Source organism: Halogeometricum sp. S3BR5-2 (genome assembly GCF_031624635.1).
Lineage (GTDB): Archaea > Halobacteriota > Halobacteria > Halobacteriales > Haloferacaceae > Halogeometricum > Halogeometricum luteum.
In genome coordinates, this window is record NZ_JAMQOQ010000001.1 from 480353 (window position 1) to 504402 (window position 24050).

Consider the following 24050-nt stretch of genomic DNA (forward strand, 5'->3'; position numbering starts at 1 on the left):
ACGTCATGTCCGACAATGACGCGAACGCTGTCGCACAGTACCTGACCGACCACCCCCGCATGATGGGCGTCCTGTTCACGGCGCTGCTGCTGCTGTCGCAGGCGGGCTCCGTCGCGGCGGGGAACCACGTCGGTATCTCGGGTCCGTAATCAGAACAGATCGAAACTTAGATCGTCGCTCCAGTAGAGCGAATCGTTGACAACGACTGGAATCGTTTCCATATCAAGGAACTCTTGTAACTCCGTTTCGGTGAGATAGAAGACATCCGCGATACCCGAAGAGAGATAGTACGGAACGTCTCCGGGCATAAACGGTTGAACCATCGAGCCCATGCCGAACTCCGCCGCGGGGTAGGTGTGAAATTCGACCTCGAACGAGTTGTCGGCCATTTTCTCGATTTCCACCGAGTTAGGAAAAGCCGCCTGAACCTGCGCAATCGGGTGTCCACCGTCACCGATCACGAGGTAATCGCTGCCGATGATGCTGTCTTTGCTCACTAAGTTGAGCGACGTCCGAATCGGAAACCCCCTGTTCAACAACCGCGCCAGCATCGACCCGACTTCGACGGCGTTACTGTTCACCACGTCGTCGAGCGTCACGATACCGGCGATGGCGCCCGCGTCGATGAGGTGCATCCCCTGCTCGTACGACCGGCAGGCGTTGAGCAGGAACGCGTCGGTGCCCACCTCCGAGAGCGTCGCGGCGTCCAGCGTCCCGTCGGAACAGTGGAAGCCGCCGTCGTCGATGTGACCGATGTAGTGGAAGAAGTCGGTCTCGCTCGCGAGCGCGTCGCGGAGTTCCTCCCGCGTCAACTCGTACTGCACCTGCACGTCGAACGGGAGCGCGTCGCGCGAGCCGTACACCGTCTCCACGTCCTCCCGTTCGTCCGCCATCTTCGGGTCGTTGCAGACGACGGTGATACCGATGTCGCCCTCCGTCGGCGACCGATACAGTCGGTTGCGGTACGCCTGCAGCGAGGCCTTGCTCGCGCCGACGGGAGTGCCCTCCCCGACCCACGCCTGTTCGAGCGAGTCGGTCTCCTCGGGCTGGACGTACGTCCGCTCCGGGAGCGGGGTCGTCCTGCTCGCGCTTCGGGTGAAGTCCTCACCCGAGGCGCCGCCGCCGGCGACGGGTGACGAGGACCGCAGGAAGGCGCCGACGGCCGCCGCCTGCGTCTCGGAACTCGCGGTCGGTTTCGCCCGCGGCGTCCGGACGACGGCGAGGTCGTTCGCCACGAACGGTAGCAGTTCGACGTTGTCGGCCGTCGGCGTCACGTGCGTCGTGAGCTTCCACTCCGGGATGTGGTCGGCGACGGCGTCGTACGGCACCCGCAGGTAGGCTTCGACCCGTTCGGCCAGCGACCGACCGTACAGGTCGGCGAAATCGAGGTCGACCCGCTCCTCGACCGCCCGGCGTTCGTGGAGGTCCACCTGGTAGTAGCCCTCGGTGCGGGTGAGGCAGTCGAGGAAGAACGTCTGCTTGAGGGCGCGTTCGACGGCCCGTTCGTAGCCCGCCGCCGTATCGAGGTCGTAGGTAAAACCGTTCTCCGTCCGAAGCCGCGGCGTCTCCCCCTCGACGACGGTGGCGCCGAGGTAGTACGCCAGCGGCGCCGCCACGTACACGTGTCGGTACGTCGCCGGGAGTTCCAGCGTGACGCCCGTCTCGGGCGCGGTCATGGTCGGCGGCGCGCGGAACGCGTCCCCGCGTTCGATGAGGGGCGGATGCCCCCGGAGCGTCGGGTACGAGCGTTCGGGCGAGGTGGTCTTCAGCGCCGACCCGAGCAGCGACACCGCTCGCATCATCGACCGCGGGTCGTCGGGGGTCGTGATGGTCGCCGCGGGGCGCTCGTGGTGCGAGCGCGCGCCGACGAGTACCTCCGCCTCCTCGCCGAACGAGAGCGTCGTCCGCTCGGCGTCGGAACTGATAGTTAGGGGCGCGGTGACTCGGACGTACGTCTTGACCGGCGCGAACAGCTCCAAACTGTACGTCGCGCGGGGGAACGACTCCGAGGCGTAGTGTTCGGTCTGACCGAGCATCCGCCCCTCGTCGTCGCGGACGCAGACCGAGACGACCGACCCGAGGTCGAGCCTGTCGGTGCGGAAGCGCACGGCGGCGTCGGCCGGAAACCAGAACGCGTCCGGGTCGGCCGGTTCGGGGGCGAGCACCGACGGCGTCGACAGCGCGAACTGGTGACGCTCTATCGGGTCGGTGACGAGTATCCCGTCGCCGCCGGGGACCGGTTCGAGCGAGAGTTCCAAGTGGGTCCCGGGGGTCTCTCCCGACCGACCCTCTGGATTCTCGAACCGTTCCATCATCTTCTCTGTCATCGTTTTAGAGTAAAAGCGTGTTGGTCGGTCACACTCGGCGCACCGAACCCCGCGGTCATTCGAGAACGAGCCAGTCCGACGAGAGGTTGCGGTCGCGGAAGTGCCAGCGCTGGCACAACTGGGTTCCGTCGAGGCGGAGTTCGACCGTCGCGTCGAACAGCGGTTCGAGCACGCGGACCGCCTCGTCGTCCCGCTCGCGCGGGAGCCAGAAGTGCGCCATCCCGTCGACGGCGCGGACGTGGTTCGCGAGGACGTGCGCGAACCGGAAGCCGGTTTCGAGGTCGTACTCGGCGACGAGGGTCGGCAGACAGTCGAAGGCGACCCGGAGTTCGGCCGGCGCCAGTCCGCCGGCGATGGCGTCGAACTGCTCGACCGTTTTGGTCACCTCCGCGCCCAATTCGGTCACGCCGCCGTCGACGCAGTGGGCGATGGGGTCGCCTGCGGCGTCGGCGTCGCTGTCGGCGTTCGATTCGGGCTCCGAGTTCGAATCCGAATTCGGCGCCCCCGGTTCCATCGGCGAGACGGTCGACCCCGGTCCGTTCGACGCGGCCGCGGACCCCCGCGACGGGGCGGCGAACTGGACGATGCGGGTCCACTCGGGCGTCCGGCGCTCGACGGTTTCCAGCCGCGAGTCCCGTCCGTCGTCGGTCGCGTTCGTCACGAGGAGCCGACGTCTGGGCGCCGCGTCACCGTCGCCGAGCATCCGCACGGATACCTTCCGGTAGACGTCCGCTGGCACCGAACCGACGACCAGAAGCGCGCTTCCGCGCTGCTTCAGTCCGTCGAGCGCAGCGGCGAGTCCCGGCGCATCTCCGGGAGCGCCGCCGGCTCCACCTCCCTGATCCATTCGTCTTGACCCACGCAACCGCGACAAATAATACTTTGTGTATTTGATGAGTCTCTGAACGCGAGTGTCTCTCCGTGCGTGTCACCCGCACGGGGCGGGAACGCCGGTCAGGCCGTGAGAACGGTCACCGGTCCCTCGAAGTCGAGGATGACCCGCTGAGTCGCGTCGCCGAACAGCGCCTTTCCGGTCGGCGAGCGCTGCCGTCCGGCGAAGAAGACGTGGTCGCAGTCGTACTCCTCGGCGGCGTCGAGAACCGCGTCGGCTTTGTCTCCGACCGCGCTGGTGACCTCGTACTCGACGTCGAACGAGGCGAGTATCTCCCGACCCAAGTCGCGCGCGAACTCCTCCGCGCCCGCCCGGGCCTCTCCCGGCGTGTACTTCGTCGAGGCGTTCGAGAGCGATTCCATGGCTTTCCGGCGAGCGCTGTACTCCTCGTCCGTGGTCGCGTGGACGAGAACCAGTTCGGCGTCGACGCCTTCGGCGAGGCTTCCGGCCTCCCGGAGTAGGTCCTTCGATGCGTCGGTCGGTTCGACGACGGCGAGTGCTCGGTTCACGTTCGTCCGTTCACGTCGAGAGTGATAAACGCGGGGTCGTTTCGGGCCGCTCACTCGGCGGGTAATTAAACTCATCATCGAAATATAAAATAAAATACGAAAATTATTGCTACATATTTTGTAATGGAAAATATTTTCAACGAACGTGGGTGATACCCGGTGTCTCTATGGTAGTCGAATTCGCTCATAGCCCGCTTCTGACGTTCGTCGTCGGGCTCGTCGTGGTCGTATTGCTGCTCGTCGTCTGGGACCTCCCGGCGTTCGTCGGGCTGACCATCGCCGCGTTCACGGTCGGACTCGTCAACGCCGCGTTCGTTCCGGACTTCGGACTGGCCGACGCCGCTACGAGAACGGCCACAGCGTTCGGGAACGGGATGGCGGGCATCGGTATACCCATCCTGATGGCCGCCGTCATCGGCAAGGCGATGCTGGAGGCCGGGTCCGCACAGCGAATCGTGCGGGGCTTTCAGTCGGCCCTCGGCAAGGACAACTCCGACATCGCGCTGTGGGGAAGCAGTACCGTGCTCGCCATCCCCGTCTTCTTCGACAGCGTGTTCTACCTGCTCGCGCCGCTGGCCCGGTCGATGCGGGCGCGCCGCGGGAAGGACTACGCGCTGTACATCGTCGCCGTCGGCGCCGGCGGAGCGACGGCCCACGTGTTCATCCCCCCGACGCCCGGTCCGCTGGCCGTCGCCAGCGAAATCGGCGTGAACCTCGGGATGACCATCGCCGTCGGCGTCGCCGTCGCCCTCCCGGCGGCGACGATGGCCGGACTCGTCTACGGTCGCTGGATAAACAACCGAATCGACATCCCGCTCCGCGATGCGATGGGAACCTCGACTGAGGAGTTGATGGAGCGCGCGAACCGTTCCTCCGAGAACATCCCGGGCGTCTTCGAGTCGGCGCTTCCCATCCTCCTCGCCGTCGTCCTCGTCGCCTCGTACACCGTCGTCGACACGCTCCAGTCCACGTACCCGGTGCTCCAGAGCATCAGGCCTATCGTGGCGTTCATCGGCGACAAGAACGTGGCGCTGACCATCGCGGCCATCGCGGCGGCGCTGACGTACCTCCGCTGGTCCGAACTGACGCGCTCGCAGTGGGAGGACGAACTCACCGAGGCGCTGAAGAGCGGCGGGAACATCGCGGCCATCACGGCGATGGGCGGCGCGTTCGGCGCGCTGTTGGCCGCCTCGGGCATCGGCTCGTACATCGCCGGCAGCCTGGAAGGTATCGGTATCCCGCTCATCGTGACCGCGTGGCTCATCGCCGCCATCGTCCGCATCGCGCAGGGCTCCGCGACGGCCGCGATGCTCACCACCGCGGGCATCATGGCGCCGCTGACCGGCCAACTCGCCGTGCACCCGGCGTACCTCGTCATGGCCATCGGCGCGGGCGGAAACATCTGCTCGTGGTACAACGACTCGGGATTCTGGCTCGTCAAGGAGATCGGCGGCCTCACGCAGGCGGAGACGCTGAAGACGTGGACCGTCCTCACGACCATCATCTCCATTACCGGTATCGTCGCGGTGCTCGCCTACTCGTCGGTGCTCCCCCTCGCGTAGGCGGCCGACCGCTCATTTTTGTGGACGCGCCGCCCACTCGGGCGTATGGCTCCCGTCCGCCGTCTCGTGTTGGACGTGCTGAAACCGCACGACCCCCCGTTGGTCGAGTTCACGGAACGGGTCGCCGACCTCGACGCCGTCGAGGGGGCGACGTCGTCGCTCGTCGAACTCGACCGCGAGGTGCAGAACGCCAAACTCACCGTCGAGGGGTCGGCGCTCGACCTGCCGACGCTCGAAGACCGCGTCGAGTCGCTCGGCGGCACGGTCCACTCCGTCGACCAAGTGTCCTGCGGTGACCGCGTCGTCGAGGACCGCGAGACCCCGCAGGACTGACCGTGGCGTCCATCGGAGCGGAACTGCGGCGCCTCCTCGGCCGGGGGGACGTGCTGTCCATCGCGCGCCGCTACTTCGTCTCGAACGGCTTCGACGGCACGCTCACCTGTATCGGCGTCGTCGTCGGCGCCGTCCTCTCGGGCGTCCCCGACGGTCTCACCGTCGTCAAGATAGGCGCCGGGGCGGCCGTGGGGCTCTGTACGTCCGCGGTCTGGAGCGTCTGGGAGATAGAGCGGGCCGAGACGAGGGCGGACATCAGGCGCATCGAGCGCGCGATGCTCACCGACCTCGACGACACCCGCGTCGAACGGGAGCGACGCGGCGCCCGCCTCCTCCACGCCGTCGCCTCGGGGCTCGGCCCCCTCATCGGCGTCCTCGTTCCGCTGAGCCCGTTCGTCCTCGAAGGCTCGCTCCTCGCCATGCGGGAGGCTGCGCTCGTCTCCATCGCCCTCGGCGTCGGCGTCCTCTGCGCGTTCGGCGCGTACATGGGCTCTATCTCCGGGCAGCGCTGGTACGTCGCCGCCGCCCGGATGGGCCTCGCCGGCCTCGTCGTCGCCGGCATCAACTACTTCCTGCCGTGACCCCGGTCGGACGCTCCCGGCGACCGACGCCGCTCACCAGCGCACGTCGTCGCCGACGGCGACCCGCCCCGACTCGACGATTCGGGCGTCGAGGCCGCCGCGGTGTCTGAGCGCCTCCACCGCGTCGTCCTCCCCCGAGAGCGACCGCATGTGCCCGCAGGGTTCACAGAGGCCGGTCCCCTCGAAGACGGCCTCGCCGACGCGGAACCGCACGCCGACGAGGTGGTTCAGCGCGACGCCCCGTGTCGTGATGTTTCGGCGATGTCCTCCGGACTCGAACTCGACGCCGTAGTCCGACTCGGCGGCCTCCAGCGCCTCGGCCTCGATGAGCGTCACGTCGCTCGGTTCGAGGTTCGGGTTCTCGTTGTAGACGCCCTCCCCCTCGTAGTATCTGTCTCCGGTTATCCCGCGGCCGGCGACGGCCTCGACGGACTCGCGGGGTTCGGCCTCGCCGCTCGCCGCCGGGACGACGTGGATGCGGTCGACGGTGCCGGTACGCGCCCCGAACTCGGCGTCCTCGCTCGTGCGACTCATGAGTGCAGGTGTGGGAGGCCGCTCCGAGCGCATAAGTGCGCCGTCGGCTCAGACCGATAGTTCGGCGTCGGTAGAATCGGTATCGCGACGGGCGGTTTAGCGGGCTACTCCCGCAGGAACGACTCGATGCGGTTCAGCGCCGCCTTCAACTCGTTCATCCCCGTCGCGTAGGAGACGCGGAGGTGCCCCTCGCCGCTCTCGCCGAAGACGCGGCCGGGGACGAGAGCGACCTGCTCCTCTTGGAGGAGCGCTTCGGCGAACGCCTCGTCGTCCTCCCACCCGGGCGGGCACTTCGGGAAGACGTAGAAGGCGCCCTTCGCCTCGAAGCAGTCCATCCCGAGTTCGTTGAACCGCGAGATGACGAACCGGCGCCGCCGGTCGTAGGCGCGACGCATCTCCTCGACGGCGTCGTCGCACGCCTCGATGGCCTCGATGGCGGCGTACTGCGCCGTCGTCGGCGCCGACAGCATCGTGTACTGGTGGATGCGGTTCATCGCGCCGACGACGTCCGAGGGACCGAGCGCGTAGCCGAGGCGGAACCCCGTCATCGCGTAGGCCTTCGAGAAGCCGTTGAACACGACGGTTCGCTCGCGCATCCCCGGTAGCGTGGCGATGGAGGTGTGCTCGTCCTCGTATCTGAGCGCCGCGTATATCTCGTCCGAAAGGACGAACAGGTCGTGTTCCTCGACGAACTCCGCCACCTCGGCGAGGCCGCCCTCGGACATCACCGCGCCCGTCGGGTTGTTCGGGTAGCAGAGCACGAGGGCCTCGGCGTCGGCCGCGCCCGCGCGTTCGAGGTCCTCGTACCGGAGGGCGAACTCCTCTTCGGCGCGCGTCCGCACGGGTAGGGGTTCCCCGCCGGCGAACGACACCGTGGGCGTGTAGGAGATGTAGGAGGGTTCCGGCACCGCGACGGCGTCGCCGGGGTCGACGAGGGCGCGCATCGCCAGGTCGACGGCCTCGCTCGCGCCCGCGGTGACGAGCACCTCCTCGTCCGGGTCGTAGTGCTGGTCGTAGCGCTCGACCCGGTCGGCGATGGCCTCCCGTAGGTCGCGGCGCCCGCGGTTCGACGTGTAGGAGGTCCGACCCCGCTCTAAGGAGTCGATGGCGGCGGTCCGGGCGGCCCACGGCGCGGAGAAGTCGGGTTCGCCGACGCCGAGGGAGATGACGTCGTCCATCTCCTCGGCCACCTCGAAGAAGCGCCGGATACCCGACGGCGGCGTCTCCCGCGCGCGCGTCGAGAGGTGGCGGTTCATGGCGAGAACGTGAGGCGGTCGTCCTCGTCCGTATCGCCCATCTCGATGCCGCGTTCCTTGTACGTCTCCATGACGAAGTGCGTCACCGTCTGGGTCACCTCCGGGATGGGAGCGATGCGCTCGGAGACGAACTGGGAGACGTCGTGCATCGACTTGCCCTCCACGTCGACGGCGAAGTCGAAGTCCCCGGAGACTAATCGGAGCGAGGACACCTCGGGGAACTTGGCGATGCGGCGGGCTATCTCCTCGTACCCCGTCTCGCGGTCGAGTTCCACGTTGAGTTCCAACTGCGCCTGCACGTGTTCTTCGTCCACGCGGTCCCAGTCCACGACGGCCTGGTACCCGCGGACGACGCCCTCCTCCTCCAACTCCGCGATGAGCGTTTCGACCGCTGCCGCGTCGAGTCCAGTCTGCCGGGCGATGTCTTCTGGGCTCTCGCGAGCGTCTCGCAGCAACAGGTCGAGCAGTTCCCGCTTGTCGTCCATACTACGGGGTTGCGGTCCCCCGTGAAATGGTTTGCTCACGGCGCAAGCTTGGGGCCGAGGACGAGCTAAACTGAATACTGCGATACGAAAACGGATGTCGCGGCCGTGCGGCTCCGGGGCGGTGGCACCGCTCCGGGGCGGTGGCACTGACCCGTCGAAACCGCGGGGCTGACAACCGTATTCCGGACGCGGACGCTGGTGGGACTTTTCGTCCTCGGTTCAATCCATCGGGTGACGGACGAGCCGGCCGTGCTCGACTTTCATGCAGTGGTCCTGGACGACGTCCAATCCAGCCGTCTCCGCCGTTCGTGCGGCGTCGTCGTTCCGTATGCCCTGTTGCATCCAGATCGCCCGCACGTCGCCGCGAGTCACCGCCTGCTCGACGATTTCCGGAACCTCCTCGCTGGGCCGAAATATCTCGACGATGTCGACCGGCTCGGTAACGTCGGCCAGGGAATCGTAGGCTTGCTCACCGAGTATCTCGTTCGCCGTCGGATTGACCGGGGTGATTTCGTAGCCGTGACGCTGTAGATAGGCCGGTACGATGTGGGCCGCCTTCTCGTACGACGTCGACGCGCCGATGACCGCAACACGCTGGTAGCCTAGAATCCGCCGGAGGTTGTCGTCGTCTTCGATCGGCATACGCGAACTACTGGCGGCCGGAAAATCAGCGTATCGCCGGCGGGTGTTCGCACTCGTGCGGGTCGGAGGGCGGCCGTCCTACCTTTTACTGAACGGAATCCGTAGTGTGACGCAGCTATGCTCTACGATCGCGTCGCGAGTCTCGATCTCGAAATAGAGGGGTACGACCTCGAACGGCACGAACGGGAGACCTCCAGCGGCTTCACCCGAGCGACCACCGTCGTCTCGTTGCGCGGCGATGGCGAAACCGGACGGGGAGAAGACGTCACGTACGATAACGACGCTCACGACGTTCTTCGGGACTCCTCGGAGGAGTTCTCCCTTTCCGGAGAGTACACCGTCGACGAGTTCTCCGAACGACTCTCCGAGATCGACCTCTTTCTCGGAGACGAGCCGAATCAGACGATCTTCCGAAACTACCGGCGGTGGGCGCTCGAAAGCGCCGCACTGGACCTCGCGTTGAAACAGGCCGATACGAACCTCGCCGACCGACTCGAACGCGAGTACGACCCGGTTCGGTTCGTCGTGAGTACGCGTCTGGAGGACCCACCGACCGGCGACCGCGTCCTCGATTGGCTCGAGCGAAATCCCGAGTTAGAGTTCAAACTCGACCCGACGTCGGACTGGACCGACGACGTCGTCAACCGATTGGCCGGCACCGACGCCGTCCTGACGCTCGACCTGAAAGGACAGTACCACGGAACGACCGTCGACCAGCCGGCCGATCCGGCACTCTACGAACGGGTCATCGAGGGCTTCCCGGACGCGCTCATCGAGGATCCGGAGTTGAACGAGGAGACTCGGCCGCTGTTCGAGGGGCAGGAGCGCCGCGTGACCTGGGACTACCCCATCCGCAGCGTCGAGACGGTCCGAGAACTCCCCTGGGAACCCGAGTGGCTCAACATCAAGCCGTCGCGGTTCGGGTCGGTGCGGTCGCTGCTGGATACGGTTGACTACTGTCAGGACCACGAGATTCGGATGTTCGGCGGCGGTCAGTTCGAACTCGATATCGGCCGCGAACACATCCACGCGATCGCATCGCTGTTCTACCCGGACGCGCCGAACGACGTCGCTCCGAAAGCGTACAACGACCCGAATCCGAGCGGTAGTCTTCCGTCGAGTCCGCTTTCGCCGCCGCCCGCTCCCCGGGGGTTCGAGTGGGGGTGAGATAGAAGAGAGAAACGAGGGAAATGGAACCATCGGGTTCCACTCCTCACAACCGCCGTTCCGCCTCGGGGGCGTCTCCGAACGTCCGTAGCGGTGGTTCTCTGCGAGGACCGCGGGTCGCCGACCGTACACGTCGGCGTCTCAACCGTTCCGCCGCCGGCCGACCGAAGCGAACCCCTCTCACCGACTGAACACCCGCTACGTTCAGCGTACCGGTCCTATCGGTATCGGGACACTCGAACGGAGCTCGTTTATCCCCAACCCGTACGGCGATGCGAGGCTCTCTCGGCGGAAACTGTCAACGCTGCGGACCGCCCGACGCGTGTCGAAAAAGTATTTCGGGCGGAGCGCTCCCGACCACACGTGATACGAAAGAGCGCGGCGCGCGGCCGTCCGCGGTCCGGGAACCCGCCGGACCCGGCCGAGGCGCCGCCGTCCCCTCCGATTCGACCGTCGGACCAGCGAGGTAGCCCGACGGCCGTGACGCATATGAGTGTCGACCGCAGTCTGTACGCACATGGTCTCTAAGCGGGCCGTCCGCGCACTCTTCGTCGCGGTCCTCTGTCTGTCCACCGCCGGAGTCGCATACGGATACGCCGCCGGGTCGTCGGGCAGCACCTTCGAGAGTCACATCTCGGGAGGGACCGTCGACGGGAGCGAGCAGGTAGTCCCGCCGCGGGACGGTATCACCGTGGTCGCCACCGACTCGAACTCCTGGCGCGGCCGGGCCAGCGAGGGACCGCGGGCGAGAGCGGAACTCGTCGCGTTCGCGCCGAACGGGACGACGATGTACTACAACGACACCCACACGCGCTACTGGGACGTCGACCCCGTGCCGGGGACCGAGGCGACGGTCGAATACATGTACGCCGACCACCTCGAACCCGGCGAGTGTCCCACCGAGTGGAACCTCTCGAAGCGAGGGGTGAGCCAGGAGAAGTGGGACCGCTATCAGGCCGGGCGCTCCTCGGACGCCTGCACGCGGAACGGGTTCGAGCGCGTCAACCTCTCCACCGGCGAGACGACCGAGGTGTGGGACCGCGTGACGCCGGGTAAGGAGGCGACGCGCTACCACGACGCCGACCGACTGAACGAGACGCACCTCGTCGTCGCGGACATCTACCTCGACCGCGTGTTCGTCGTGGACACGCGCGACGGGCAGACCGAGTGGACCTGGAACGCCAGCGAGTCGTTCGACCCCGACAGCGGCGACGACTCCCCGGGCGACTGGACCCACATCAACGACGTGGAGATACTCGACGACGGCCGAATCATGGTCAGCGCGCGGAACCAGGACCGCGTCGTCTTCGTCGACGAGAACGGTCTGGACGAGAACTGGACGCTCGGCGCCGAGGACGACACGAGCATCCTCTACGAGCAGCACAACCCCGACTTCATCCCCGCCGAACGCGGCGGGCCGGCGGTGCTGGTGGCCGACTCGGAGAACAACCGCGTGATCGAATATCAGCGGACCAACGGCACGTGGGAGCAGTCGTGGCACTGGCGCGACGGCCGCATGCAGTGGCCGCGCGACGCCGACCGACTGCCGAACGGTCACACCCTCATCAGCGACTCGAACGCCAACCGCGTCTTCGAGGTGAACGAGGACGGCGAAATCGTCTGGCGCGTCGACATCGCCTTCCCCTACGAGTCCGAGCGACTGGGGACGGGCGACGAGAGCGCCGGCGGCCCGAGCGCGGCGTCGGGCGACCTCCAGTCGAAGGACCCGAGCCTCGCCGATCAGGCCTCGATCCTCGTCAAACAGATCGTTCCCGGGCGGTACCTGAACGGGCTGATGTACATCACGCCGGTCTGGATGGGCCTGCCGGAGATACTGGCGACGCTGCTCGCCGTCGGGACCCTGTTCGCCTGGGGCGGGGCCGAGGCGACGTGGCGGTGGCGGGGTGGTGCGCGACGCGAGTAGCCTCGGATAGCGGGAACTGAGGACGACCGACAGCGACTGCGGCCGGAGACAACGCATAACGGACGGCGGCACGATACGATGACAACGACGATGACCGAACGAGAACGACGATGACGGGCGGCGACGGAGACGGAGGCGCGGGCGGACGCGGCGGCGAACACTGGAGCACGCAATGACACGGAACACGCGACGGAGGTTTCTCCGATGGTGCGCGGCGAGTGGTATAGCCGGCCTCGCGGGTTGTTCGTCCCTCGGGTTCGACGGCCCGGAGGGGGACGACAACTCCGTGACCGAACTGAGCGACCAGGTGGAGACGGCGACGGCGACCGACGGGGACTCGGCGACCCCCCCGGAGACGGCCACGCGGGACGTTACGGTCGCCCCCGATACCGACGCCCCCGTCGACGTTCGCGGGGCCATCTACATCCCCGCTCGGGCGTTCAACTTCTACCAGATGTGGCGGGACTACGACCACGAGATAATCGACCGCGACCTCGGGTACGCCGAGCAGGTGAACCTCAACGCGATTCGGACGTGGGGGAGTTACGAACTCTGGCAGGAGGACCCCGAGGGGTTCTTCGAGTCGTTCGAGGACTTCGTCTCGACGGCCGACGACCACGACATCCGGGTCCTCATCGGTCTCTTCGAGGGCATCGGTAACCAGCCGACGCGGCAGAACCTCGAGGACGAAAATCTGATGACCGCCACCGGCGTCGCCTCGCCGTCGAATCAGGTCCTGAACAACCGGGACCGCTGGGAGGACACCCGCGAGTTCACCCGGCAGTTCATGGACCGCTACGCCGACGACGACCGGTTGCTGGCCATCGAGGTGATGAACGAACCCGGGTGGAACTCTCGCCGGGTGACGTTCTCGAGGGAGATGTACCGGACGATGTGGGAGATGCGCGGGTCCGTCCCGCTGACCATCGGGTCGACCAGCATGGCGAAGAACGCGAAGTACGCCGACTGGAACCTCGACCTGTTCCAGTTCCACTACAACTTCCCCACGAGTCAGGCGGAGTTCCGCGACGCCCTCCGGCAGGTGGTGACGCTCGACGAGAACATGGACGAACCGGTGATGCTCACCGAGTGGCAGCGCGTGCGCTCGGGAGCGGGGTTCCACACGGCGCCGCCGCGCGAGCAGCGCACGCCGGACTACGCCTCGATGGCGCCGATAATCACCGAGATGGGCGTCGGCAACTTCTTCTGGTCGCTGATGATCCAGCCCGCGTACTTCTCCTCGCAGCGCGAGGTCGGCATCCTCAACGGCCTGTTCCACGAGGACGGCGCGGTCTGGAGCCTCGAAGACGCCCGGGCCATCAAAGCGATGTCCGGCGAGGACTCCGTCGAGGAGTTGGAGGAACGACAGCTCTGGCCGCAGTGGACCGAACCGATAAAGCAGGAGGTGTACGGCGAGTCCGTCGGCACCGAGACGCCCGACGAGACGGAAACCGAGGCCGAGAACGCGACGGAGGACGAGACGCTCGGAAACGAGTCCCAGTCCGAGTCAGAGCCCACCGAATCGCCCGAACCGTAACCGCCCCGCCGCTCTCTGTCTCCGTTCTGCGTCCAGTCCGCTGTCCCTTCGTCGCTCGGAATCCGAACGGAGGGACGTCGAAAAATCGCGTTCGCGTACGGCGCTCGGCGTTCAGCGCGCCGTTCGCCTCAGTAGTCCTCTTCGGTCGGCGTGGGTGTCGGCGTGGGCGTCGCGGTGGGAGTCGCCGTCGGCGTCTCCACCGACTCGTCACCCTCGTCCGTTCCGTTCTCGACGACGTGGTCGCCGGCGTAGTTGCTGGCGTAGCGGATGTTCGAGAGTTCCGTGTCGGTGGTGTCGTTCTCGTAGATGCCGAGGAGGTTGTTGACGACCATGGCGTCGACCACCCGCACGTCCTCGGAGTGCTCGATGGACATCCCGTAGGCGCTGGCGCGGAGGGCCGACCCGCGGACGGCGCCGTTCTCGACGTGCCGGAAGTAGACGGCGCGGTTCCAGTCGGTGAAGGTGACGTTCGACACCGTCACGTTCTCGACGGGGTCCGACTCGGTCCCGGCGACTTCGACGCCCGTCGTGTCGCTGTTGCCGAGGGCGTCGACGCGGTGGCCGTTACCCTGAATGTGCACGTCGTCGCTCTCGACGACGATGCAGGACTGGGAGGCGTAGGTGAAGCCGTCGCCGCTCCCGCCGTTCGTGATGTCGGAGGTCAGTACGTAGCGTCCCGGTTCCGAGATGACGCCGCAGTTGTCTATCTCCCGTACGGGTTCCGATTGGCTCGACGCCGTCGTTCCGAACGCCGCCGGCGTGAGGAGGAGGACGGCGACGACCACGACGAGACCGGTCGAAGTGCGAGTCACGTTGTTCGACCATTTCCGGAGAGGGTGTTATATTCGTCGGCCGACGGCTGAAATGTTGTCTTGATTGACGTGTCGGATGAATGTTATAGATGGCGTCCGCGATTCCGCGCGTCCCTCGGTCAACGAAAGCCTCACTCGAACGACGCGAGCCTCGTCTGCCGGTTCGCCGCCTCCCCGTCGAGCAGTCGGCGCTTCAGTTCGACGCCGCCCTCGGCCGAGAAGCCGACGAGTCGGCCGTCCGCGCCGACGACGCGGTGGCAGGGGACGACCAGCGGAACGGGGTTCCGCCCGCACGCCTGCCCGACGGCGACCGGACTCGTGTCCAACTCGGCCGCGAGTTCGCCGTACGTCCGCGTCTCGCCGTAGGGAATCGCGCGCATCGCCCGCATCACGCGGCCGGTGAACGTGTCGGGGTAGGCCACCTCGACGTCGAACGCCGTCCGGTCGCCGCGCTCGTACTCCCGCGCCTGTTCACGGACCGCGTCCGGGTCCGCGTCGAGGTACGACTCGTCCAGTTCCAGCGTCGCCCCGTGAATCTCCGCGCGCATGCGCGCCACTACGCCGCGCGGGGTGATAACTCCGGGCGTCGTCGCCCGCGGCCGAACTCCCCTCACTCCCCGCCGTCCCCGAACGTCCACCGCGTCGCGTCCGCCGGGTAGTCGGCCCACGCCAGCACCCGCGTCGGCCGAATCGAGAACACGGGCGTCCCGTGGCGGAGTCCGTACTTCGCCTCGTAGGCGTCGTCGATGCGCTCCAGTCGCCGCGGGTCGGCGTCCCCGTCCAGTCGCTCCGCGACGCCGTCGAGAATCACCACCTCCTCGCCGCTCTCCCGGTGGACGACCACGCGCGGGTCGCGCGAGGCGTTCCGCACCCACCGCGTCCCCGCGCCGCCGCCGCAGTGCAGTCGGCCGTCGACCCAGACGCCCCAGACGGGGCGGGCGTGCGGTCGCCCGTCCGGGAGCGTCGTCGACACCCAGAACGTCCGGTCGGCGGCCAGTCGCTCGGTCACGAACGACCACGGGAGCACCCCTTCCTCGGAGTCGGGGATACCGTAGCTCTCCTCGGTCTCCGGTCTGTCGCGGCGGGCGTCGGGTGCGTCGTCGACCATGTCATACCGGAGGCGCCCGACGACGATGAACGTCGCGCGCGGGCCGAACCGACGGTCCGACGCGACGTTACGCGTCCGCCTCGTCCCCACCCTCGGGTCCGGCGCCGAACCGGTCCGTCTCGGTGCCGCAGGCCGCACAGGAGAGCACGTACACCGGCCGGCCGTCCGACTCGACAGACTCGTACGTCCGGTCGGTCACCGCGCCGCAGGCGGGACACTCCTCCTCGATGACCGCGCCGTCGCCGTCCTTCGGCGCCCCGACGGCGACGACCTCTGCAACCTCCTCGCCGTCGTTGCGCGCGCGGTTCTTTTCGCCGGGTTCGACGAAGATGGCGTCGCCCGCCGCCGCGCGGACCGGCCCGTCCTCGGTGTCGACGACTATCTCGCCGGAGACGACGTAGAACAGTTCCTCGTGCTCGGGGTGGGAGTGGTAGCCCCACGGCACCCGCTCGCCGGGCCGCACCTCGTAGACGTTGAACCCGAACGCCGACGCGCCCACCGCCTCGTCGACCTCCTTCTTGCGACTCGTCGGGTTCGGCGCGTCGGGCAGGTCCGGCGCTGAGACTCGCTTCACCATGTCGTCCCTTCGGGCGGTCGGGCGATAAGTTCGGTGCCGGCGCGCCGTTCGGTGGTCGACTCGTCACCGTCCCGGGGGTTTCGTGCGCCGCAGTGACATTGGAAAAGACCCATTAGGGGTGCGAACGCCTTCTCTGTCGATGGCCCTCTCCGACGCCTTTCTCACTCCGCTCGGGTTCGCCGCCCTGTTGGCGGCGGTTCCGATACTCATCCTGTATCTCGTCCGGCCGGACCCGAGGCGCGTCCGACTGCCGACGTACCGGTTTCTCTCGGAGGACCGCCGCGACGTCACCTCCCACCCGCTCTTCGAACGGCTCAAGCGCAGCACGCTGTTGCTCCTCCAACTGCTCGCCATCCTGCTGTTCGCGACGGCGCTGGCGTCGCCGTACGTCCCCGTCTCGGAGTCATCGACGGTCGAGGAGACGGTGCTCGTCGTCGACACCAGCGCCAGCATGACCGTCGAGTCGGGCGGGCAGACGCGGTTCGCCCGCGCGGTCGGTAGCGCGGACGGAGCCGTCACCGGCACCACCTCGGTCGTCCTCAGCGGGTCGGACCCGACCGTCGCCCTCCGGAGCGGCGGCCCCGACGAGGCGCGGTCGGTCCTGTCTGAACTCTCGGCCACGACGGCTCCGGGCGACCTCCGCTCGGCCGTCTCGACGGCGGCGTCCATCGCGGGCGACGGCTCCCGCATCGTCGTCGTGAGCGACTTCGCCGACGAGAGCGCGTGGGAGGACGCCGTCCGCGTCGCCCGCGCCCGCGGCCTGTCGGTCGAACTCCGGCAGTTCGCCGACGGCGGCGCGAGCAACGTCGGCATCGTCGAGCGGTCGTTCTCCGGCGACGAGGTGACGCTGTCGCTGAAGAACTACGGCGAGGAGTCGGTCACGCGGTCGGTGTCGCTCGGCGGCCGGGAGCAGTCGCTGTCGCTCGGACCGGGCGACGTGCGCACGGTGACGCTCGGGATTCCCGCCGGCGGCGGCACCGCACGGCTCTCGCCGGGCGACGACTTCGCCGCCGACGACGCCTCCTACGTCGCCGCCCCCTCCGACGCCGTCGTCGACGTGCTCGTCCTGACGAACGACGAGAACCGCTATCTGACGACGGCGCTGTCCGTCGTCGACAGCGTCGAGGTGACGGTGAAGGAGCCGCCCACCTCGGTGACGGAGGAGTACGACGCCATCGTCTACTCGAACGTGGACGGCGGGCGACTGCTCCGGACGAACGTCGAGGAGGGACGCGAGACGCTCGAACGCGGCGGCGGCGTCGCGATACAGGCGCAGGAGCCGATGCCGGACAGTTACGGCGACCTGCTGCTCCTCGAACCGAACGGGACGGGGACGAACCCGACGCTGCGGACGCCCGCGGAGGCGGAACTGACGCGCGACATCGAGTTCCCGCCGCCGGAGGTGTACCTGACGGGGAGCCTCCGCGAGGGACGCGCGCTGGTGTCGACGGCCGACGGGTCGCCGCTCGTCGCCACCGCCCAGCGCGGGAACGGCCGAATCCTCTACTACGGCTACATCGAGGAGGAGTCGGCGTTCAAGTACGACTATCAGTACCCCGTGTTCTGGAAGCGCGCCGTCTACGACCTCGCCGGGCGGCCGCCGCTGACCGAACTGAACGCCGAGACGGGCGGACGGCTCTCGTTCGGTAACGAGACGACCGTCGAGACGCCGTCGGGAACCGTCACCGCGGCGTCCGTCCCCCTCGACGGCGCCGGCTTCTACGAGGCGGGCGGGACCCGCTACAGCGCGTCGCTCCTGAGCGAGTCGGAGTCCTCGGTCGCCGCGACCGACCTCGACGCGGCGGGTAACGGGAGCGTGCCGGCGCGCGAGGAGGAGCGGACCGTCCCCGACCCGCTGACCGAGTGGGTCGCCCTCGCGGTCTTGGGGGGCGTCGTCCTCGAAGTCGCCTACCTGCGGCGACGGGGGGACCTCTGATGGTCGGCGTCGAACTCGGGGGACTGACACTCGGACTCGAACGACCGCGGTTCCTCCTCGCGGGCGTCGGCGCCGTCGCCGTCCTCTGGGCGCTCATCTGGTACAACGCCCGCGGCACCGCCTCCGGGCGGAGCAGACGGCTGTTCTTCGCCGCCCGCGTCCTCACCGTCGCCCTCGTCGTCTTCGGCGCGGCGGGACCCTACACCGTCCAGTCGACGGAGACGCTCGGCGACCCGCGCGTGAACCTCCTCGTGGACCGCTCGGACAGCACGAACGTCTCGCCCCAACGGGCCGACCAGTTGGCGACGGCCATCGAAGACACCGGCCTACCGGTGACGACGACGACTATCGCCAACGACGATTCCTCGCCCATCGGGGAGGGCATCGCGGCGAACCTCGAAGAGAACGGGAGCCTCGTCGTCGTCTCCGACGGGCGGGTGACGGAGGGGCGGTCGCTGCAGGAGACGAGCGAACTCGCCCGCTCGCTGAACGCCAGCGTCTCCGTCGTCTCCCCGGAACCGGCCGAGACGGAGCGGTACGTCACGCTCAACGGCCCCTCGAAGACGAGCGTCGGCGTCGAGAGCGCCTTCCTCGTCAGCGTCGGCGGCGTCGAGGTGGACTCGCCGGCGACGGTGACCGTCGAAGTCGACGGCGAGCAGGTGTTAGAGGAGACGGTGGCGAACGCCTCCGACGCCCGCGAGTTCTCCTACACGTTCGAGGAGACGGGCACCCACCGCGTCACCGCGCGCGTCGAGAGCGACGACGAGTTCGAGCAGAACGACGTGTTCTACAAGACGGTCCGCGCCGTCGAGCGACCGCAGATACTGTACGTCTCGCAGCGCTCGTACCCGTTCGAGGACTACCTCGAACAGGTGTACGACGTGGAGACGGCCTCGGAGGTGCCCTCGGACCTCTCGCCGTATTACGCCGTCGTGATGCAGGACATGCCGGCCTCGCAGGCGGGCGACGTCGACGCCCTGCAGGAGTTCGTCATCGACGGCAACGGACTGCTCACCGTCGGCGGGCCGAACTCCTTCGAGAACGGCGGGTACGAGGGCTCGTCGCTGGCGTCGATGCTGCCGGTCACCACCGGCGAGGGGGCGGGCCAGTCGACGAACATCGTCCTCGCCGTCGACGTCTCCGGGAGCGCCGACAGCGGCATGCGCGTGCAGAAGGCCGTGGCGCTCTCGGCGCTCGAACAGCTCGGCGACCAGAACGACGTCGGCATCGTCGGCTTCAACTACCGCGCCTACAGCGTCGCCGACCTGCAACCGCTCGGGCCGAACCGCGAGGAACTCTCCGACAGGGTCCGCCGCCTGCAGGCCGGCGGGGCGACGGACATCGCGGTCGGACTGCGCGGCGCGGGCGAGATGCTCGGCGACGACCCCGGAACGATAATCCTCATCAGCGACGGGCAGGACAGGCCCGACGCGGCCGTCAGCTACGCGAGTCAGCTCCGAGCGGAGGGCCAGCGCGTCATCACCATCGGCGCCGGCCAGCGGGTCAACGAGAACACCCTCCGCTCCATCGCGCAGGCCTCCGGCGGGAGCTACTTCCGCGCGACGCAGACGAACCGGCTCAACATCCTGTTCGGCGGCGCGCAGTCCTACGAGGGCGAGGGGCTGGTCATCGTCGACCCGAACAACTTCGTCACCTCGGGCGTCGAACTGACCGCGAATCCCGGGTCGACGAACGACGTCTCCATCCGGCGCGGCGCGAACTTCCTCGTCGCCAGCGACGACGGGACGCCCGCCGTCGCCACGTGGCGCTACGGGCTGGGCCGCGTCGGCACCATCACGACGTACGCCGCCGACGGCAGCCTCGGCGGCCTGCTCTCCCGGCCCGACTCGCTGCTGTTGACGAAGTCGACGAACTACGTCATCGGCGACCCCGAGCGGAAGGCGACGGGCATCGTCGGCATCGCGGACACGCGCGTCGGGTCGCCGACGACGGTGACCTACCGCGGGGGCGAGCGGCCGGCCGCCGCGGACGTCTCGTTCCGGCAGGTGGGCGAGGAGACGTACCGCGCGACGGCGACGCCCGACGAGGCGGGTTACCACGAGGTGCTGGACGCCGCCTACGCGGCGAACTATCAGGAGGAGTACGCCGCCTTCGGTCCCGACCCGGCGCTGGAGACGCTGGCGGAGGCGACCGGCGGCCGGGAGTTCTCCGCGACGCAGGCCGCCGAAATAGCCGAGTTCACGCGCGAGGAGTCCCGCCGGGTGCGCTCGGTCCGCACCGACTGGACGTGGCTGGCGATGGCGCTCGCCTTGGCGCTGTTCACCCTCGACGTCGTCTATCGGCGGGTTCAAGTCCGTCGGAGCAGTAGCGCGGGTGAAGGAGGCCTGACATGAGCTTCATCGGCCGCCCCATCAACCTCGCCCTCGTCGCCGTCGTCGCCCTCCTCCTCACCGGAACGGTGGGCGCGACGGTCGTCTATCAGTCGTCGGCGGGCGACCTGGAGGCGCAGAACGAACAGCTGAGAGCGCAGAACGAGGAGCTTCAAGCAGAGCTGACCGAGACCCGAACGGAGCTCCGGTCGCTGCGGGAGCGTCTCGACGACCTGAACCAGAGCGTCGAGCGCTCGGAGGGCGACGTGGGACAGGTCTCCACCGAACTTCAGCGGACCGAGCAACTGCTCAATCAGACCCAAGAGGAGTTAGCGGACACGGAGTCCTCGCTCGAAGAGCGCACCGAACAGCTCGGAATCGTCCGCGACAACCTCGAAGAGGCGCAGGCGGAGATAGACGACCTCGAAGAGCAGACGGACGCGCTCGAAGCGGAGAACCGCGAACTGACCGACGAGGTGGAGGACCTCGAAAACCAGAACGAGCAGTTACAGGAGGAGGCCGACGACCTGCGGGCCGAGCGCAACGAGTTCGAGGACGACCTCGAAGCCGTCTGCAACCAGTGGAACACGAGCGCGGACGACAGACCGCCGGAGTGTTCCTGATGAGCGGCGACGACAACCGCGACCGAACTGACGGCGACGACGGCCGCGAGTTCGACGCCGACTCCGGGTTCGGCCCGGGTCTCGACGCGACCGGGTCGGGCGACGGCGACAGCGCCGATGGGAGAGCCGACGCCGACGAACCGACCGCCGGGGACGACACCTCCTCGCGGATGCGCGCGGCGCTCTCGGAGGTCCGCGAGGAGGCGCGGAAGGTCGCGTTCCTCCACGCCGCCCTCGACGCCGGCCTCGTCGCCCTCGTCGTGAACGTGCTCCTCCGACTGTTCCGCCCGGCCGCCCTCGGCGACGCCGTCGGCCTCCCCGGGTTCCTCGCGGGCGTGGGCGGCGTCGTCCCGACCACGATTCACACCGCCTCGGTCGTCGGCCTCCTCCTCGGTGCCGTCGCGTTCGTCGCCGAGTACCTCCTCCGGACGCGGCGCCCGCTTGTCGAACAGTTCGAGGCGGGCAACCCGAGCGTCGCCGAGGCGCTCCGGACCGCCCGCGACAGCGTCGAGGACGGCGCGAACACCGAGATGGCGCGACGGCTCTACGAGCGCGTCCTCCTCGACCTGCGCGGGACGTCCAGCTTCGAACTCGTCGGGACGCGCCGGGTCGTCGTGACGACGCTCCTCATCGTGCTCGTCAGCCTCGCGAGTATCCAGGTCGCCGTGGTCGACCTCGACCTGAGCGACTTGGGCGACGACGAGGACGAGGAGATGCCCGGCGAGCAGCCACAGCGGACCGAGGCCGAGGACGAACTGCAGGACGGCGACGAGATACTCGGCGACGCCGAGAACGTCTCGGCGGGCGACGAGAGCATCAACGCCTCCGTGCAGGGCTCCGACGAGGGGGAGGGCGAGGGCGGGTCCGTCTCGCCGCCCTCCTCGTACGACGACGGCGGGTTCGCCGACGCCGCCGTCGAGGGGCAGGACGCGGGCTACGCCCCCTCGGAGAACATCGAGGACGCGGAACTCATCCGGGAGTACAACCTGCGGATACGCGACAGCGACGAGGCGGACGAGGACGACAGCTGATTCGAAGACACCCATGCCAGCACGACAATGCCAGTAGACGACATCGACCGAGTACAGGAGCGACTGACCCGCGTCCGCGGCGAGATAGGCAAGCGAATCGTCGGCCAGTCCGAGGTGGTCGAGCGACTGCTCGTCTGCATCCTCTGCGACGGCAACGCCCTCCTCGAATCCAATCCCGGTCTCGGGAAGACGACCCTCGTCCGCACCGTCGCCGAGGTGACGGACCTCTCCTTCTCGCGCATCCAGAACACGCCGGACCTGATGCCCTCGGACATCACGGGCACCGAAATCATCCGCGAGTCCGCGCAGGGGCGGGAGTTCGTCTTCGAGAAGGGGCCGGTGTTCGCCAACCTCGTCCTCGCCGACGAGATAAACCGGGCGACGCCGAAGACGCAGGCGGCCCTCCTCGAAGCGATGCAGGAGCGACAGGTGACGGCGGCGGGCGACACCTACGAACTCCCCCGGCCGTTCTTCATCCTCGCCACGCAGAATCCCATCGACCAGGGGGGCACCTACCCGCTGCCGGAGGCGCAGACCGACCGCTTCCTGATGAAGATACTCGTCGACTACCCCTCCGAGACCGAGGAGAACGACATCGTCACCCGCTACACGGGCGGCGCGCCGGACCCGACGGTCGAACGCGTCCTCTCGCGCGAGCAGTTGCAGGCGGCGCAGCGCTTCGTCCGCGAGATGCCCATCGCCGACGACATCCGAAAGCGCACGGTCAGACTCGTCCGCTCGACGCGCGAGGAGGAGATGATAGAGTACGGCGCGAGTCCCCGCGCGAGCATGGGTCTCGTCCTCGCGGCGAAGGCGCGCGCGTTCCTCGCCGGCCGGTCGCACGTGAGCTGGGAGGACGTCGCGGACATGGCCCCGCCCATCCTCCGACACCGCGTGCTGCTCGACTTCCGCGCCGAACGCGAGGGGACGACGCCGGACGACGTGGTGAAACGACTCGTCTCGGAGACGCGGCAGTAACCGCACCCGCATGACATGACTATCGACCCGGGCTTCTTCGCCGAACTCGCGCGGTTCGACGCCTCGCTGAAGCGGGTCTCCGAGGACCTCCAACAGGGCGAACAGGAGTCCCCGAGCGTCGGCGAGGGGTTGACGTTCAGCGACTACCGGCGGTACGCCCCCGGCGACGACACCCGACTCATCGACTGGCGGGTGTACGCCCGCACCGAGGAGTACTACGTCAAGCAGTTCGAGGAGGAGCGAAACCTCACCGTCCACGTCCTCGTCGACACCTCGGCGTCGATGGACTACGGCGAGGGCGACGCCCACAAGTTCGAGTTCGGAGCGAAACTCGGCCTCGGGTTCGCCTACCTCACCGTCGAGGAGAACAACGACTTCCAGTTCTCGACGTTCCGCGACCGACCGCTCCGCCTCGACACCGGGCGGTCGAGTCGCGGCGACCTGCTCCGCGTCGTCGACCTGTTGAACGAGACGGACCTCAGCGGCGAGGCCGACCTCGTCTCGTCGCTGGAGGAGTACGAGAGTCAAATCCGCTCGCGGTCGCTCGTCGTCGTCGTCAGCGACTTCCTCGTCGACCCCGAGGAGGTGGAGGCCGCCGTGGCCGCACTCGGCGACAACGACGTGCTGTTGCTCCAGACGCTCGCGCCCGACGAACTCGACCCGAGCGTCTCGGGCGACACCATCTTCGAGGACCCCGAGTCCGAGGAGTCCCGCCGGTCGTACTTCGGCGGGTCGCTCGCCGAGCAGTACCGCCGCCGCCTGGAGGCGCACGTCGACACCGTCGCAGACCGGGCCGAGACGCTCCGCGCGGACCACGTCCTCGTGAACACCGACGACGACTTCTTCGACGCCTTCGCCGACGTCTGGGTCGGCTGAACGGCTCTTCCGCTCGCTCTCCGCCTTCTT

General features: G+C 68.1%; 24 protein-coding genes. 13 read left to right on the forward strand and 11 right to left on the reverse strand.

Translation table 11 applies throughout. The annotated features are described in order from the left end of the window. Window positions 1-5: 5 nt before the first annotated feature. A complete protein-coding gene (locus NDI79_RS02415) occupies window positions 6-149 on the forward strand; it encodes a DUF7503 family protein (protein WP_310926855.1) in 144 nt (47 codons plus the stop codon). On the opposite strand, the gene NDI79_RS02420 is transcribed toward NDI79_RS02415, so the two are convergent. The 3 genes from NDI79_RS02420 to NDI79_RS02430 all read right to left on the reverse strand — a co-directional run bounded on the left by NDI79_RS02420 (window position 150) and on the right by NDI79_RS02430 (window position 3728). Further along, window positions 150-2315 (reverse strand): hypothetical protein, encoded by a 2166-nt coding sequence (locus NDI79_RS02420; RefSeq protein ID WP_310927617.1) that lies wholly within the window; start codon window positions 2313-2315, stop codon window positions 150-152. A 67-nt stretch (window positions 2316-2382) separates the two neighbouring features. After that, complete coding sequence (locus NDI79_RS02425; RefSeq protein ID WP_310926856.1) at window positions 2383-3174, reverse strand: DUF7504 family protein; 792 nt, start codon at window positions 3172-3174, stop codon at window positions 2383-2385. Between the two features lie 107 nt (window positions 3175-3281). Then, on the reverse strand, window positions 3282-3728 hold the full coding sequence (locus NDI79_RS02430) for a universal stress protein (protein WP_310926857.1): 447 nt from the start codon (window positions 3726-3728) through the stop codon (window positions 3282-3284). Window positions 3729-3895: 167 nt separating this feature from the next. On the opposite strand from NDI79_RS02430, the gene NDI79_RS02435 reads away from it, so the two are divergent. The 3 genes from NDI79_RS02435 to NDI79_RS02445 are packed head-to-tail and all read left to right on the forward strand — an operon-like array spanning window position 3896 to window position 6204. Further along, window positions 3896-5290: a GntP family permease gene (locus tag NDI79_RS02435; RefSeq protein WP_310926858.1), complete on the forward strand. Its 1395-nt coding sequence runs from the start codon at window positions 3896-3898 to the stop codon at window positions 5288-5290. Window positions 5291-5335: 45 nt separating this feature from the next. Next, window positions 5336-5623 carry a DUF211 domain-containing protein gene (locus NDI79_RS02440; RefSeq protein ID WP_310926859.1) on the forward strand — a complete coding sequence of 96 codons (288 nt, stop codon included), beginning with the start codon at window positions 5336-5338 and terminating at the stop codon, window positions 5621-5623. A gap of 2 nt (window positions 5624-5625) precedes the next feature. Further along, window positions 5626-6204, forward strand: a complete 579-nt coding sequence (locus NDI79_RS02445) for a VIT1/CCC1 transporter family protein (RefSeq protein ID WP_425499561.1) — start codon at window positions 5626-5628, stop codon at window positions 6202-6204. 33 nt (window positions 6205-6237) lie between these two features. Here the strand turns inward: NDI79_RS02445 and NDI79_RS02450 are convergent, their stop codons facing one another. The 4 genes from NDI79_RS02450 to NDI79_RS02465 form a co-directional block, all read right to left on the reverse strand. Continuing rightward, window positions 6238-6738 carry an MOSC domain-containing protein gene (locus NDI79_RS02450; RefSeq protein ID WP_310926860.1) on the reverse strand — a complete coding sequence of 167 codons (501 nt, stop codon included), beginning with the start codon at window positions 6736-6738 and terminating at the stop codon, window positions 6238-6240. Window positions 6739-6842: 104 nt separating this feature from the next. Then, entirely contained in the window at window positions 6843-7994 is a 1152-nt protein-coding gene (locus NDI79_RS02455; protein WP_310926861.1) for a pyridoxal phosphate-dependent aminotransferase, read from the reverse strand. Further along, on the reverse strand, window positions 7991-8479 hold the full coding sequence (locus NDI79_RS02460) for an Lrp/AsnC family transcriptional regulator (protein WP_343218160.1): 489 nt from the start codon (window positions 8477-8479) through the stop codon (window positions 7991-7993). The genes NDI79_RS02455 and NDI79_RS02460 overlap by 4 nt, the downstream gene beginning before the upstream one ends. Window positions 8480-8698: 219 nt before the next feature. Further along, a complete protein-coding gene (locus NDI79_RS02465) occupies window positions 8699-9121 on the reverse strand; it encodes a CoA-binding protein (protein ID WP_310926863.1) in 423 nt (140 codons plus the stop codon). A gap of 117 nt (window positions 9122-9238) precedes the next feature. Here NDI79_RS02465 and NDI79_RS02470 point away from each other — a divergent pair, with 117 nt between their 5' ends. The 3 genes from NDI79_RS02470 (at window position 9239) to NDI79_RS02480 (ending at window position 13749) form a co-directional block, all read left to right on the forward strand. Further along, the gene (locus NDI79_RS02470; RefSeq protein ID WP_310926864.1) at window positions 9239-10288 is read left to right on the forward strand and encodes an enolase-like domain-containing protein; all 1050 of its coding nucleotides are present in this window, start codon (window positions 9239-9241) and stop codon (window positions 10286-10288) included. A 517-nt stretch (window positions 10289-10805) separates the two neighbouring features. Beyond that, complete coding sequence (locus tag NDI79_RS02475) at window positions 10806-12212, forward strand: arylsulfotransferase family protein (protein WP_310926865.1); 1407 nt, start codon at window positions 10806-10808, stop codon at window positions 12210-12212. 286 nt (window positions 12213-12498) lie between these two features. Further along, window positions 12499-13749, forward strand: coding sequence for a glycoside hydrolase 5 family protein (locus NDI79_RS02480; RefSeq protein ID WP_310926866.1), 1251 nt, complete (start codon window positions 12499-12501; stop codon window positions 13747-13749). A gap of 128 nt (window positions 13750-13877) precedes the next feature. Here the strand turns inward: NDI79_RS02480 and NDI79_RS02485 are convergent, their stop codons facing one another. The 4 genes from NDI79_RS02485 to NDI79_RS02500 form a co-directional block, all read right to left on the reverse strand. Continuing rightward, on the reverse strand, window positions 13878-14561 hold the full coding sequence (locus NDI79_RS02485) for a NosD domain-containing protein (protein ID WP_310926867.1): 684 nt from the start codon (window positions 14559-14561) through the stop codon (window positions 13878-13880). A gap of 131 nt (window positions 14562-14692) precedes the next feature. Beyond that, window positions 14693-15109, reverse strand: a complete 417-nt coding sequence (locus tag NDI79_RS02490) for a methylated-DNA--[protein]-cysteine S-methyltransferase (RefSeq protein WP_310926868.1) — start codon at window positions 15107-15109, stop codon at window positions 14693-14695. 62 nt (window positions 15110-15171) lie between these two features. Continuing rightward, window positions 15172-15669: a pyridoxamine 5'-phosphate oxidase family protein gene (locus NDI79_RS02495; RefSeq protein ID WP_310926869.1), complete on the reverse strand. Its 498-nt coding sequence runs from the start codon at window positions 15667-15669 to the stop codon at window positions 15172-15174. A 67-nt stretch (window positions 15670-15736) separates the two neighbouring features. After that, window positions 15737-16246 carry a cupin domain-containing protein gene (locus tag NDI79_RS02500; RefSeq protein ID WP_310926870.1) on the reverse strand — a complete coding sequence of 170 codons (510 nt, stop codon included), beginning with the start codon at window positions 16244-16246 and terminating at the stop codon, window positions 15737-15739. A 139-nt stretch (window positions 16247-16385) separates the two neighbouring features. Here NDI79_RS02500 and NDI79_RS02505 point away from each other — a divergent pair, with 139 nt between their 5' ends. The 6 genes from NDI79_RS02505 to NDI79_RS02530 are packed head-to-tail and all read left to right on the forward strand — an operon-like array spanning window position 16386 to window position 24020. Further along, window positions 16386-18182, forward strand: coding sequence for a BatA and WFA domain-containing protein (locus NDI79_RS02505; protein ID WP_310926871.1), 1797 nt, complete (start codon window positions 16386-16388; stop codon window positions 18180-18182). Beyond that, a complete protein-coding gene (locus tag NDI79_RS02510; protein ID WP_310926872.1) occupies window positions 18182-20536 on the forward strand; it encodes a VWA domain-containing protein in 2355 nt (784 codons plus the stop codon). The genes NDI79_RS02505 and NDI79_RS02510 overlap by 1 nt, the downstream gene beginning before the upstream one ends. Then, window positions 20533-21135, forward strand: a complete 603-nt coding sequence (locus tag NDI79_RS02515) for a hypothetical protein (RefSeq protein ID WP_310926873.1) — start codon at window positions 20533-20535, stop codon at window positions 21133-21135. Before NDI79_RS02510 ends, NDI79_RS02515 begins: the two co-directional genes overlap by 4 nt. After that, window positions 21135-22166, forward strand: a complete 1032-nt coding sequence (locus tag NDI79_RS02520) for a DUF7502 family protein (protein WP_310926874.1) — start codon at window positions 21135-21137, stop codon at window positions 22164-22166. Before NDI79_RS02515 ends, NDI79_RS02520 begins: the two co-directional genes overlap by 1 nt. Before the next feature lie 27 nt (window positions 22167-22193). After that, window positions 22194-23144, forward strand: a complete 951-nt coding sequence (locus NDI79_RS02525) for an AAA family ATPase (protein WP_310926875.1) — start codon at window positions 22194-22196, stop codon at window positions 23142-23144. Between the two features lie 15 nt (window positions 23145-23159). Next, complete coding sequence (locus tag NDI79_RS02530) at window positions 23160-24020, forward strand: DUF58 domain-containing protein (protein ID WP_310926876.1); 861 nt, start codon at window positions 23160-23162, stop codon at window positions 24018-24020. Window positions 24021-24050 lie beyond the last annotated feature (30 nt).